Source organism: Candidimonas humi (genome assembly GCF_019166065.1).
In the GTDB taxonomy this organism is placed as follows: Bacteria; Pseudomonadota; Gammaproteobacteria; order Burkholderiales; family Burkholderiaceae_B; genus Candidimonas; species Candidimonas humi.
In genome coordinates this window covers 432,077-443,957 of sequence record NZ_JAHTBN010000003.1, presented here as the reverse complement: position 1 = coordinate 443,957, position 11,881 = coordinate 432,077, and the positions used below count along the sequence as shown (strand labels likewise).

The following is an 11,881-nucleotide window of genomic DNA, read 5'->3' as shown; positions in this document are numbered from 1 at the left end:
GCTCCTCTGGATGTCAAAAGGGGGTGATGACGAGGTGCCCGCTATCGGAAACCAAGGCCTGCCACCCCGGAAAGACGACGGTAGTGGTATCGACCTGCTCGATGATGGCCGGCCCCTTCACCGTGTCTCCCACCCCGAGCGCCTCTCGTTCGACGATTTCGGCATCGACATACCCCGTGTCGTCGATCATCACTTTGCGGCCGGGCTTTCGTCGCGGCTGGCCGTTCGGGGCATACGCGGCGGTTTCACGGGTTCCCCCGGGACGCGCTTGATGAATACTTCGCAAGTTGACGATCTGGGCAGGCACATCGGTGCTGTGTCCATAGACTTCGTTGTGCTTTTCCAAGAAATTTTGGCGCAGCTTGGCTATGGGATCTTTCGCATCGAGATCGACCAAAACTTCAAGATAATAGGATTGCCCGACATAACAGACATCGGCGTAATGCAGCGCACTGACGTCGGCCTTGCTCACGTGCTCCGCCCTCATCAATTCGAAACACTGCTCGTCGAGCTCCCGGAATACTTCTCGCAGAGCATCCAGTGAGGAAGGGTCGAGCGCCTTGGAAAATGCCACTGATGCCTCGTGTTCCACAGGGGCATCCAACAAGCCGGTGGCCGAAAGCACGCCCGGGTGCAAGGGAATGATGATTCGGCTGATTCCCAGTTCGCGCGCAAGGGCGTTAGCGTGTATCGGCCCCCCTCCTCCCAGGGGCAACAGGGCGAAACCTCGCGGATCCACGCCGCGTCCGACGGAAACGAGCCGTATGCCTTCGGCCATATTGGAATTGACCACTCGGTGGATGCCCAGCGCCGCTTGTTCTGCAGTGATGCCCAGCGGCTTCGCAATATGAGTCTCAATTGCCCGCCAGGCAAGATCGGGGTGCAGCTCCAGCATGCCACCGGCGAAATAATCCGGATTCAGATAACCGAGCACGAGCGAGGCGTCCGTGACGGTCGGCTTGTCGCCGCCGCGCCCGTAGCAGGCGGGCCCCGGCTCCGAGCCTGCCGACGACGGCCCCACCTTCAGGCTCCCCGCACCATCTATCCAGGCAATGCTGCCGCCACCGGCACCTATAGCATTGACATCGACCATCGGGACACGCACGACATAGGAGTCGATAATCCCTTCAGATGAAATCAGCGGTTTTCCCTGATTGATGAGCGCTATATCCGAACTGGTGCCACCGATGTCGACGGTGATGATGTCGTCGTACTTTACTTCCCTGCCTACCATTCGCCCACCGATCACGCCCGCAGCAGGACCGGACAAAAAGAGACGCACCGGCCGGCGCCGGGCCACCGGCGAAGAAGCAGTACCGCCTCGTGACTGCATCAATTGCAAAGGTGCATCGACCCCCGTTTCGGCAAGATCCCGCTCCATGTCGGCCAGGTAACGATCGACAAGAGGTTTGAGATAGGCATCGAACGCGGTGACGCAGGTGCGCTCATATTCTCGGAAGGCCGGATCGACGTCGCTGGAGATCGACACCATCAGTCCAGGCGCCATGTCGTTGATGATTTCTCGGGCACGCCGCTCATGGGCCGGGTTGAGAAAAGAGAACAAAAAGCAAACCGCGATTGCCTGCACACCTTGTTCCAGAAGCTCGCCGACCGCACGGCGCACGGATTCTTCGTCGATCGGAATCAGGACCTTTCCACCAGCGTCTATACGTTCGCGCACCCCCTTGCGCTGATGTCCGGGCGCCAGGAATACCGGTGTCTGCGGGGCGAGCGACAAATCGTACATGGCACGGCGGTTCTGCCGCCCGATTTCCAATACATCCTTGAACCCCTGAGTGGCAAGCAGGCCCAGAGTAGCTCCCTTGCGCTCCAGGACGGCATTTGTCGCAACTGTCGTACCGTGCACGAAATGGCGGATTTCTTCCGGCCGCACGTGCCACTTATCCTTGATGTGGTGCAGCGCGAGCCGAACCGCCTCGCTGGGATTCGCGCGCGTTGTCGGGATCTTCACCAGATTGGCTCTCCCCCCCGCACCTCGGCAGACAACATCAGTAAAGGTGCCACCAATATCGATACCTATCTCGAACTGGTTGTCACTCGTCGACTCTGCACGGCTTGTCATCGTATTGTCCTTCCATCGTTATGATTGCAGCGGAAAAATCAGCATGTCCGACGCATTCCAGCCAAGCTGGAAACGCTTCCCCGATGTTGCGCCAGCCGCCGTCCGATGTGAGTCGTTATGCGCCGCGACCGCCACATTGCCGCACGGAGAGCTCAGGAAAAGCATGCTTTTCTCGCCAGTGAAGATAATTTCCGAAATATTCCCGGTCATCAGCCCGGTATATCCGTTCGGCATGGCGCCATCGCCCATCAGCGAGATTTTCTCGGGCCGGACAATGGCGAGAATTGAATCCCCGACCTGCAGTTGCGGATTGTCCCGAGCACGGCACAATTTGTCGTTCCCGGCCAGTTGAATCAACGCTTGCCCCCCTTCGCGCCCCTTCAGCGTTCCGGAGAATCGATTCGTCTTGCCGATAAATTCAGCTACGAACAAAGTGCTGGGCTGTTCGTAAATGGCCTGCGGAGAGTCGAACTGCTCGATCCGGCCGGCATTCATGACGGCAATCCGGTCAGCCATCGTCATGGCCTCATGCTGGTCGTGCGTAACGAATATCGTCGTAATGCCAAGACGCTTTTGCAACTGCCTAAGTTCGACCTGCATTGACTCGCGCAGCTTCGCATCCAGTGCGCTGAAGGGCTCGTCCAGCAACAAGGCGGTGGGATTCGTGACAATAGCCCGTGCCAGCGCAACCCGTTGCTGCTGGCCGCCGGAGAGCTGGCCGGGGTAGCGTTCCGAGAAGCCCTCCATCCGCACCAGACCCAGAGCCTCCCGCACGAGCCTGTCGCTTTCCTGTTTGGGCGCCCCCCGCATTTTCAGGCCGAACGCCACGTTGTCACGCACTTTCAAATGGGGAAACAATGCATAGCTTTGAAACACCATGCCTAGGTCCCGTTTGTATATCGGGCGGCGCAATAACGATATTCCGTCGACGCGAATATCTCCCGCCGAGGGCTGAACCAGCCCCGCGACGGCTCTGAGCACGGTTGTCTTTCCGCAGCCTGAGGGTCCCAGGAGAGCAACGAATTCACCCGGCTGCACTTCGAGATCCAGATTTTCCACGACTTTCTGGGATTGATACGCCTTCTCCAGCCCGGCAATGACCAGATGGCCTCTGGCTGTCCGTACAGGAGCCTCGACCGTTTGACTCATCGATTTCATGAACGGTCTCCCCGGGAATTGAACATCACATTTCCAATGCCGAAAACGCGCTCGAGCAGTAATAGCGTCACGATTACGATGATGATCTGGATGGTGGAAATGGCCGCGACGGCAGGATCGTAGTTGTAGACCAGATAACTCAACAACATCGCGGGCAGCGTGGTCGTGTCGGTGTTGGTTAGAAGCAGTGCCACGGCTACCTCATCGAAAGACATGAGGAATGCAAAGATCGCCCCCGCCAAAATACCGGGCCGTATCGTGGGAAGAGTCACGTGCCAGAAGGTCTGGAAAGGGGTTGCGCCGTGCACTTGGGCCGCATCCTCTATTTCCCGATTGGCATCGATATACACCCCGAACACAGTCCTCATGATGTAGGGGACGATGATGACGGTATGCCCGATGACTAGAGAGAGGAACGAGCTGTTGAGATGGATTTTGGGAACCATGAACAACAGCCCCGTAGCCAGGATGATGGTGGGCAGGCTCAATGGCGACAGAAGGAAAATCTGGATTTCGCGTATGCCTCGGACCGGGTAGCGGACCATCGCCATGGCTGCCGGCACAGCCAGAACTGTAGCCAATATGGTGGAGACGCAACCGAGTTCGAAGCTGTTCCATAGCGGCAAGATAAACTGCGGATCCGACAACACTTCCCGAAACCAGCGCAGCGACAGGGACGGCGGTGGAAAGACGACGAACTCCCCCGGCGTCATGGCCACCGCCACGACAACAATCACGGGCGCCAGCAAGAACAGCACCAGCAGCGCGACATACACTTTCATGAGTGTGCCGGAGCGGTTCATGGCCGCTCCCGTTTCGTGCGGCGATGCAGGCGTGCCTGCAGCCACAGGAATACCACTACGACCAGAAGCAGGACGATTCCCAGCGCCGCCGCCGTCGGCCAATCGGACGCCACGGTCAACCGCTGGTAGATGAGCAGCGGCAGAACCATTGTGGCGTTATTGCCCAGCAGCATGACCGTCACGAAGCTGCCTACCGTCAATGTGAAAGTCAGAATCGAGCCTGTGATGATGCCCTCGAGGCTCAAGGGAAGCAGAACGTAGCGAAATACTTGCAAGCGGCGCGCCCCAAGCACCTGCGCAGCCTCTTCCATGCTGGAGTCCAAGGTTTCGATGGTGCTGGCGATGGCGAGCACCATGAAAGGGAGCAACACATGCACGAGTGCAATCGTGATGCCTGTCCATGTGTACATGAGTTTGATGCCAGGCAAGCCGAAAAACTTCAGCATGCTGTTAATCATGCCGTCGCTGCCCAGAATCACCATCCAGCCAAAGGAACGTACGACCACACTGACCAAGAGCGGCGCGACCAGGACGAATACCAGGAGAGTTCGGGCTCGGCCCCTGGAGCGGGCGACTACGTATGCCATTGGATAACCGGCAATGATGCACACCGCAACGACGACCAAACCCAGCAAGACGGTTTGTAATAGCACCACCAGGTAATAGCTGTCGCTGAATATCTTGAGGTAGTAGGCGCCCGTGAGGGAGGCGCCATCCGGCGCCCTGATGCTCTGTTGGAAATTGATGAACAGCGGGCCCAGGAAAAAGACGACCAGGAACAGGAACAGTGGGGCCAGCAGCGCAAGCGGCCGCCAGTCTACACATGCCTCGCCATGGCCCAAGGGCGAATCGACGGTATATGTGTTTCCCGGCATGCCTACTTACCCTTTCTGCACCATTTCGGCTCTGTCTGCTTCCGGTCGCCGCCCGTTAGCGGATTTCTTTGTTCCAGCGTTCAACCCAATTCGGTATCTTGTCGATGATTTCCGAATAGGGCGGAATGATGATGTCGTCGCTGGAGGTGACCTTGTTCTTTATGGAGTCCGGATAAACGACCTTGTCGTTGGTAACACCGTACAGAATGGTTTCGGCGTGCCCGAGCTGGCCTTGGGTGGATAAGGCGCAATTCATATAATCCCACCCTGCCTGCGGCGTATTCTTGACCTTGGAGATCAGCACCGAACCCGCAATGGTGTTGGGTTTGGGAATATAAAACGCTGCGTTGGTGTTGCCCTTGTCGATGAAACTGCGTGCTCTTCCATCCCAGTAGAGAACTATGTCCGCTGCATTGGTTCCGAACAGATTCAGGGCCTCTACGGGGGTATTCCAGAATTTGACAATATACGGGCGCATGGCCTTTATTTTTTCAAATGCAGTGTCGATGCTCCCTCCGTATTGCTGCGCGACAAACCAGATAAATTCGGGGCCCCAGGTATAGGTTCCTGAAGGCCACGCAATCTTTTTGCCGTATTTCCCGGCAATAATGCCTTCGATAAGGTCTTTCCATGTCGCAGGCGGATTCTTCAGTGCGGATTTGTCATACATCACGCCCATGGCACCGAAATTCAACACGACGGAATAGCCATTCCAGGGTTTATAGAAACGCTCGGGAATGTCCTTCAGGTTAGGGACCTTTTCCGGTGTGATCTTTTCCAGCAAGCCCTCTCGCCCCGCCCGAAAGCTGTCAGCCTCCGCAAGGGTGATGATATCGATCGGGGGATGACTCGGATTGGCTCGGATCTTATTTAGCCACTGAGCGGATTCTCCGGTCAGCACGTCTGCCTTGATCCCGTCCTTTTTCTCGAAGCATGAAACAAAATTCTTCTTGACCGATTGCGCCCAAATGCCGCCATAAGCCGTCACTACAATTTTGTCGGGTTTTTCTGCTGCCGCCGACGCTGTCTCGATCAGTACCAGCCCAGCACATAGCGCGGCTACCGCCATCTGTTTCATTGTGGATCTGCGCATAGTTCGTCTCCTTTAATGTTGACTTGGCAAGTCTGTGCTTGCCCAAGCCACCTGCGCTCAGAGCAAGCAGTTTCTAGTTTTTATATTGATATGCGATACGACTATTTCGCTAATCAATATAAATACTATAGTGCTGGGGGAATTTGTCAAGCACTTATGCAAAGGCGATGCCATCGTGCAACCGGCGCAGGAATCCAGGCCATATTTCGCGCGCAGGCATGGCACACCGGGGTCAAGCGGCCCGGATGGTCGACGGTGTGGCGGGTGGGTGATATTGCCGGAGTACTGTTCATCGCCCTGGCGACGTGAACAAGAGAAGCTTCAGCGCTGTGACGGTCCGCAGCCTGGCCTTCGTCAATTGGCAGGACTCCATCGCCTGTGGTGGCGCTGTGTTCCCAGGGGGAGTCGGGGCTGTCGATAATGAGGGTGCCCCTCCGATCCCGGGCGCCCCCCCCATCGCGCTCGGCCGCCCTAGCGCGGCTGCGCATTATTTCGCTCGTCGAGGCCTGCTTGTGGCGGAACTCGTATCTACAGGAGCGAGCCTATGTTGCATGCATCAAAAAAAGCCCCGTCCTCTCGCGAGAACGGGGCTTTCCAAGCCTTAAAACGATCAGGCTTTAACTTACATATTGTCGATCATCACCTGGCCAAAGCCCGAGCACGACACTTGGGTCGCGCCTTCGAGCAGGCGGGCGAAGTCGTACGTGACCTTCTTGGACAGGATGGATTTTTCCATGCTGGAGATGATCAGGTCGGCGGCTTCGGTCCAGCCCAGGTGACGCAGCATCATTTCGGCCGAGAGGATTTCCGAACCGGGGTTGACGTAGTCCTTGCCGGCGTACTTGGGCGCCGTGCCGTGCGTGGCTTCGAACATGGCGACGGAGTCGGACATGTTGGCGCCCGGGGCGATGCCGATACCACCGACCTGCGCGGCCAGCGCGTCGGACACATAGTCACCGTTCAGGTTGAGCGTGGCGATGACGTCGTATTCGGCCGGGCGCAGCAGGATCTGCTGCAGGAAGGCGTCGGCGATCACATCCTTGACGATAATGTCGCGGCCGGTCTTGGGGTTCTTGAATTTGCACCACGGGCCGCCGTCGATCAGCTGCGCACCGAATTCCTTCTGGGCCAGTTCATAGCCCCAATCGCGGAAGGCGCCTTCCGTGAACTTCATGATGTTGCCCTTGTGCACCAGAGTCACCGACGAACGGTCATTGTCGATGGCGTACTGCATGGCCTTGCGCACCAGGCGCTGCGTGCCTTCGCGCGATACGGGCTTGATGCCGATGCCGGAAGTGTTCGGGAAGCGGATCTTCTTGACGCCCAGCTTGGATTGCAGGAAGTCGATGATGGCCTTGGCTTGTTCGGATTCGGCAGGGAATTCGATGCCGGCGTAGATGTCTTCGGAGTTTTCGCGGAAGATGACCATGTTGGTCTTCTCGGGCTCGCGCACCGGCGAAGGCACGCCCTTGAAGTAGCGCACCGGGCGCAGGCAGACGTACAGGTCGAGCTGCTGGCGCAGCGCCACGTTCAGCGAACGGATGCCGCCGCCCACGGGAGTGGTCAGCGGGCCCTTGATGGACACCACGTATTCCTTGACGGCTTCCAGGGTTTCGTCGGGCAGCCAGACGTCCGAGCCATAGATCTTGGTGGATTTTTCGCCGGCATAGATTTCCATCCAGTGGATCTTGCGCTTGCCGCCGTAGGCCTTGGCCACGGCAGCATCGACCACCTTGATCATGACGGGCGTAATGTCGGTGCCGGTACCGTCGCCTTCGATGTAGGGCAGAATGGGTTCATCGGGAACGTTCAGCGAGAAATCGGCGTTGACCGTGATTTTCTGGCCCGAGGTAGGGACCTTGATATGTTGGTAGGACATGAAAGCTCCAATGGCTCCGGTAGGAGAAGATTCGATGGAAACGAAACTGCCGCAGCGCGGGCCTGGGGGCTCGCGCCAGGCCACGCCAAAAGCGAAATCATTTGACTGAGCCTGGGCGGACGCAATACCGCGGCGCGCAAGCAGCCGCGCCGCTGCGATCCGGCAGGTCTTATATAAGAGTGCTAGTTTAGCCTAAATGCGGCGGGGATTGAAACCCGCGGGCTCTTCGGCCCCGCCAAGGGCCCAAAGGAAGCCCAGAGGAAGCCCGGAGGGTAGCCTGGCGGGGGGGGGCCGGGCCCGGCGGCCCCGGGGCTAAAATGGTGTTTTCAATGGCGCAGGTGTTGCATGTTCAATCCGTCTCGCGAACAGGTCCGGCAGTTCTTCACGGAAACCTGGCGCAAGCACAAATCGGGGGAAATCCTCAGCCCGCTCGAGGCCATGGCGCTGGACTGGATCCTGCTGCACCCCGAATACCATGCCGACCTCGAAAACCCGCAGGCGCTCGAGACGGACTACAGCGTCGAGCAAGGGCGCACCAATCCGTTCCTGCATTTGTCGATGCACCTGGCCATCAGCGAACAACTGTCCATCGACCAGCCCCCGGGCATCAAGGCGGCCCACCAGCAATTGCTGGCCACGCGCGACGCGCACGAAGCCGCCCACGAAATCATGGAATGCCTGGGGCAAGTGGTGTGGGAAGCGCAGCGCCTGGGCAAGCCTTTCGACAACGAGGCCTATGTGGCATTGATCCTGCAGCGAGCGACGCGGCGCTAGCCGGCTCGGCCGCTATAAAAAACAGAGAGCCCTGCCTTTCCAGGCAGGGCTCTCTGACTCGCGCGGCCCGGTCTACGCGACCCGCTTATTCCTGCGTCGACAGGGGCGAGGGCAGGCTGGCCAGATAGGCCGCGATATTCTCGATATCGGCCGGCTTCAGTTGCGCCGCCATGGCGCCCATGATGGGGTTCTTGCGGATGTTGGCGGTGGCCGGCGCGCCCTTCTGGCCGCGCTGGTAGGCGCTCAGGGCGTGGCGCAGGTAGTCCGCGTGCTGGCCGGCCAGGATCGGATACGCCGGGTTGATCGGCGTCTTGGCGTCGGCTCCATGGCACGAGGCGCAGGTGAACTTCTTGAACGCGGCCTGGCCGGCCGCAATATCGGCCGCCTGGGCCATCATCGAGCCGGCGGCAAAAAGGAATGCGCCCGCCAGGGCGATCGTGGTTTTCTTCATGAGAGGCCCCCGGTTATTTCAGGCTGGAATAATGTGCGGCCAGATCGGCCATGTCCTGCGGCGACAGGCTCTTGGCGATGGCTTCCATGGTGGGGAAAGTACGGGCCCCGCTGGCATATTCCTTGAGCGCGGCAATAATGTATTGCGCGTTCTGGCCAGCGATCTTGGGAACGTGGTACACCTCGGGGAAAGCTGCCTTGTAGTCGGGAATACCATGACAGCCGATGCACATCGAGGTCTTGTCGAGGGCAGCCTTGGCGTTGCCGGTGGGCGCGGCATCGGCGGCCCAGGCTTGGCCGGCGATTGCACAGGAAGCCGTTACGGCTAGCGCAGCCAGAGTGCGCATCATAGGTGTTCGCAACTTCATGATAGCTCTTGTATTTGGCAGTAAATGAATTAAGCCGGCAACATACCGCTGACCGATAAACTCGTGGATTGTACGATAATTGCAGGACCCTATCCAGGAATCGACGCGACAAGCGCCGCCGATTCCGGCGTCGAGGCGGCTCGAAACAAGCCGATCCGGCCGCCGGCGCGGCAGATTCGAGCCGCCGGTTCAGCCCCAGGTACGGCCCATAGACACGGACCCAGATTATGACTTCACCCGCAACTGCTTTCCCTTCCGAACGCTTCAACGGCACCGAGCGCTATGTCGCCACCGACGGCCTGAAAATGGCGGTCAACGCCGCCCTCGCCCTGCAGCGCCCGCTGCTCATCAAGGGCGAGCCGGGCACCGGCAAGACCATGCTGGCCGAGGAAGTGGCCGCGGCCCTGGGCCGGCCGCTGCTGCAATGGCATATCAAGTCCACCACCAAGGCGCACCAGGGCCTGTACGAATATGACGCAGTATCGCGCCTGCGCGATTCCCAACTGGGCGACGAGAAGGTGCGCGATATCGGCAACTACATCGTCAAGGGTGTGCTGTGGCGCGCCTTCGAGTCCGACGAGCCGGTGGTGATGCTGATCGACGAAATCGACAAGGCCGATATCGAGTTCCCCAACGATCTGCTGCGCGAGCTGGACCGCATGGAATTCCATGTCTATGAAACCCGCCAGACCATACAGGCCAAGCATCGCCCGCTTATCATCATCACCTCGAACAACGAAAAAGACCTGCCCGACGCCTTCCTGCGCCGCTGCTTCTTCCATTACATCAGCTTCCCGGACCGCGACACGATGCGCCGCATCGTCGATGTGCACTATCCCACCCTGGCGCAGGACGTGCTCTCGGCAGCACTGGACACCTTCTTTTCGCTGCGCGAGGCGCCGGGCCTGAAGAAGAAGCCGTCGACCTCGGAATTCCTGGACTGGCTGCGCCTGCTGATGAACGAATCCATAGATGCGCGCGAACTCGGCGGCGACGGCGAGCTGCCGGTACTGGCCGGCGCGCTGCTCAAGAACGAGCAGGACCTGTCGCTGCTGCGGCGCCTGGCGGCGATGACCCGCGCCGGCCAGCGGCGCTGAGGCGCCGCGCGCTCCCGTCCAGGCCATTGGCCCCGCCTTCGCCCCTGCCGCACACGCCATGCTGACCGATTTTTTCTACCATCTGCGCGCGCACAAGCTGCCTGTTTCCGTGCAGGAATACCTGACGCTGCTGGACACCCTGCGCGCCGGCGTCATGCCGCCCACGCTGGAAGATTTCTACCACGTTGCGCGCATGACCCTGGTCAAGGACGAAACCCTGTTCGACCGCTACGACCGGGCCTTCGCCAGCTTCTACGACAAGATCGCCGCAGCCTTTCCGGCAGACAAGGAAATCCCTCTGGACTGGCTGATCAAGCAGTTCCAGAAACATCTCAGCCCTGAAGAAAAAGCAGCGCTGCAAAAGCACGGCTGGGACAAGCTCATGCAGATGTTCCGCGAGCGGCTGCAGGAACAGAACGAACGCCATGCCGGCGGCAACAAATGGATAGGCACGGGCGGCTCGTCGCCCTTCGGCCACGGCGGCTATCACCCGGAAGGCATACGCCTGGGCGGCCCATCGGCCGGCAACCGCACGGCGGTCAAGGTCTGGGAAAAACGCGAGTTCCGCGACTACGACGACCAGCAGGAATTGGGCACGCGCAACTTCAAGATGGCGCTGCGGCGCCTGCGCCACTTTGCGCGCGAAGGCGCAGAACTGGAACTCGACCTGGACCACACCATCCGCAGCACGGCCAGGAACGCCGGCTGGCTGGACCTGCAAATGGTTCCGGAACGCCACAATACCGTCAAGGTGCTGATGCTGCTGGACGTAGGCGGCAGCATGGACGACCACGTGGCGCGCGTCGAAGAGCTGTTCTCAGCCGCACGCGGCGAATTCCGGCACCTGGAGGTGTATTACTTCCATAATTGCCCGTATGAATTCCTGTGGCGCGACAACAGGCGGCGCCATACCGAACGCTTCGACACCTGGGACGTGCTGCGCAAGTACAACGACGACTGGCGGCTGGTGATCGTGGGCGACGCCACCATGAGCCCCTATGAAATCGTGCACCCGGGCGGCTCGGTGGAACACAACAACAAGGAACCGGGCGCCACCTGGCTGCAGCGGCTGCTGGACAACTGGCCCCGGGCGGCCTGGCTCAATCCCGAGCCCGAAGGCTATTGGCAGTATCGCCAGTCGATCGACATCATCCAGCAAATCATGCACGGCCATATGTACGGGGTGACCGTGGACGGCCTGGTGCGTGCCATGCAATATCTTTCCAAATGAGGCAGGCCGCCACCGGCATGCAGAACTTGTCTCGCTTATCGCGGTCTCAGCGTGACGATGGCCGCGATAC

At 59.5% G+C, this 11,881-nt stretch carries 11 protein-coding genes; 3 read left to right on the top strand and 8 right to left on the bottom strand.

The features are described 5' to 3' along the window. Positions 1–13: 13 nt before the first annotated feature. The 6 genes from KVP10_RS09090 to icd form a co-directional block, all read right to left on the bottom strand. Positions 14–2,083: a hydantoinase/oxoprolinase family protein gene (locus KVP10_RS09090; protein WP_217964233.1), complete on the bottom strand. Its 2,070-nt coding sequence runs from the start codon at positions 2,081–2,083 to the stop codon at positions 14–16. Positions 2,084–2,101: 18 nt separating this feature from the next. Beyond that, complete coding sequence (locus KVP10_RS09085) at positions 2,102–3,241, bottom strand: ABC transporter ATP-binding protein (RefSeq protein ID WP_246600497.1); 1,140 nt, start codon at positions 3,239–3,241, stop codon at positions 2,102–2,104. Beyond that, positions 3,238–4,044, bottom strand: coding sequence for an ABC transporter permease (locus KVP10_RS09080; RefSeq protein WP_217964232.1), 807 nt, complete (start codon positions 4,042–4,044; stop codon positions 3,238–3,240). Before KVP10_RS09080 ends, KVP10_RS09085 begins: the two co-directional genes overlap by 4 nt. After that, complete coding sequence (locus KVP10_RS09075) at positions 4,041–4,919, bottom strand: ABC transporter permease (RefSeq protein WP_217964231.1); 879 nt, start codon at positions 4,917–4,919, stop codon at positions 4,041–4,043. The genes KVP10_RS09080 and KVP10_RS09075 overlap by 4 nt, the downstream gene beginning before the upstream one ends. Before the next feature lie 55 nt (positions 4,920–4,974). Beyond that, positions 4,975–6,012, bottom strand: coding sequence for an extracellular solute-binding protein (locus KVP10_RS09070; protein ID WP_217964230.1), 1,038 nt, complete (start codon positions 6,010–6,012; stop codon positions 4,975–4,977). 622 nt (positions 6,013–6,634) lie between these two features. Next, complete coding sequence (gene icd, locus KVP10_RS09065) at positions 6,635–7,891, bottom strand: NADP-dependent isocitrate dehydrogenase (RefSeq protein ID WP_217964229.1); 1,257 nt, start codon at positions 7,889–7,891, stop codon at positions 6,635–6,637. A gap of 345 nt (positions 7,892–8,236) precedes the next feature. Between icd and KVP10_RS09060 the strand changes: the two genes are divergently transcribed. After that, entirely contained in the window at positions 8,237–8,665 is a 429-nt protein-coding gene (locus KVP10_RS09060) for a DUF1841 family protein (protein WP_217964228.1), read from the top strand. 85 nt (positions 8,666–8,750) lie between these two features. Here KVP10_RS09060 and KVP10_RS09055 read toward each other — a convergent pair whose 3' ends face one another. Beyond that, a complete protein-coding gene (locus KVP10_RS09055) occupies positions 8,751–9,116 on the bottom strand; it encodes a c-type cytochrome (RefSeq protein ID WP_217964227.1) in 366 nt (121 codons plus the stop codon). A gap of 13 nt (positions 9,117–9,129) precedes the next feature. Further along, positions 9,130–9,483, bottom strand: coding sequence for a c-type cytochrome (locus tag KVP10_RS09050; RefSeq protein ID WP_217964226.1), 354 nt, complete (start codon positions 9,481–9,483; stop codon positions 9,130–9,132). A 227-nt stretch (positions 9,484–9,710) separates the two neighbouring features. On the opposite strand from KVP10_RS09050, the gene KVP10_RS09045 reads away from it, so the two are divergent. Both KVP10_RS09045 and KVP10_RS09040 read left to right on the top strand, forming a co-directional pair. Further along, positions 9,711–10,580 carry an AAA family ATPase gene (locus KVP10_RS09045; RefSeq protein WP_217964225.1) on the top strand — a complete coding sequence of 290 codons (870 nt, stop codon included), beginning with the start codon at positions 9,711–9,713 and terminating at the stop codon, positions 10,578–10,580. Between the two features lie 58 nt (positions 10,581–10,638). Then, positions 10,639–11,811, top strand: coding sequence for a vWA domain-containing protein (locus tag KVP10_RS09040; protein ID WP_217964224.1), 1,173 nt, complete (start codon positions 10,639–10,641; stop codon positions 11,809–11,811). The last annotated feature ends 70 nt before the right edge of the window (positions 11,812–11,881 follow it).

Coding starts and splice junctions, on each gene's coding strand:
- KVP10_RS09045 (WP_217964225.1), top strand. CDS start 9,711: ATGACTTCACCCGCAACTGCTTTCCCTTCCGAACGCTTCAACGGCACC.
- KVP10_RS09060 (WP_217964228.1), top strand. CDS start 8,237: ATGTTCAATCCGTCTCGCGAACAGGTCCGGCAGTTCTTCACGGAAACC.
- KVP10_RS09080 (WP_217964232.1), bottom strand. CDS start 4,044: ATGAACCGCTCCGGCACACTCATGAAAGTGTATGTCGCGCTGCTGGTG.
- KVP10_RS09075 (WP_217964231.1), bottom strand. CDS start 4,919: ATGCCGGGAAACACATATACCGTCGATTCGCCCTTGGGCCATGGCGAG.
- KVP10_RS09050 (WP_217964226.1), bottom strand. CDS start 9,483: ATGAAGTTGCGAACACCTATGATGCGCACTCTGGCTGCGCTAGCCGTA.
- KVP10_RS09090 (WP_217964233.1), bottom strand. CDS start 2,083: ATGACAAGCCGTGCAGAGTCGACGAGTGACAACCAGTTCGAGATAGGT.
- KVP10_RS09070 (WP_217964230.1), bottom strand. CDS start 6,012: ATGCGCAGATCCACAATGAAACAGATGGCGGTAGCCGCGCTATGTGCT.
- KVP10_RS09040 (WP_217964224.1), top strand. CDS start 10,639: ATGCTGACCGATTTTTTCTACCATCTGCGCGCGCACAAGCTGCCTGTT.
- KVP10_RS09085 (WP_246600497.1), bottom strand. CDS start 3,241: ATGAAATCGATGAGTCAAACGGTCGAGGCTCCTGTACGGACAGCCAGA.
- icd (WP_217964229.1), bottom strand. CDS start 7,891: ATGTCCTACCAACATATCAAGGTCCCTACCTCGGGCCAGAAAATCACG.
- KVP10_RS09055 (WP_217964227.1), bottom strand. CDS start 9,116: ATGAAGAAAACCACGATCGCCCTGGCGGGCGCATTCCTTTTTGCCGCC.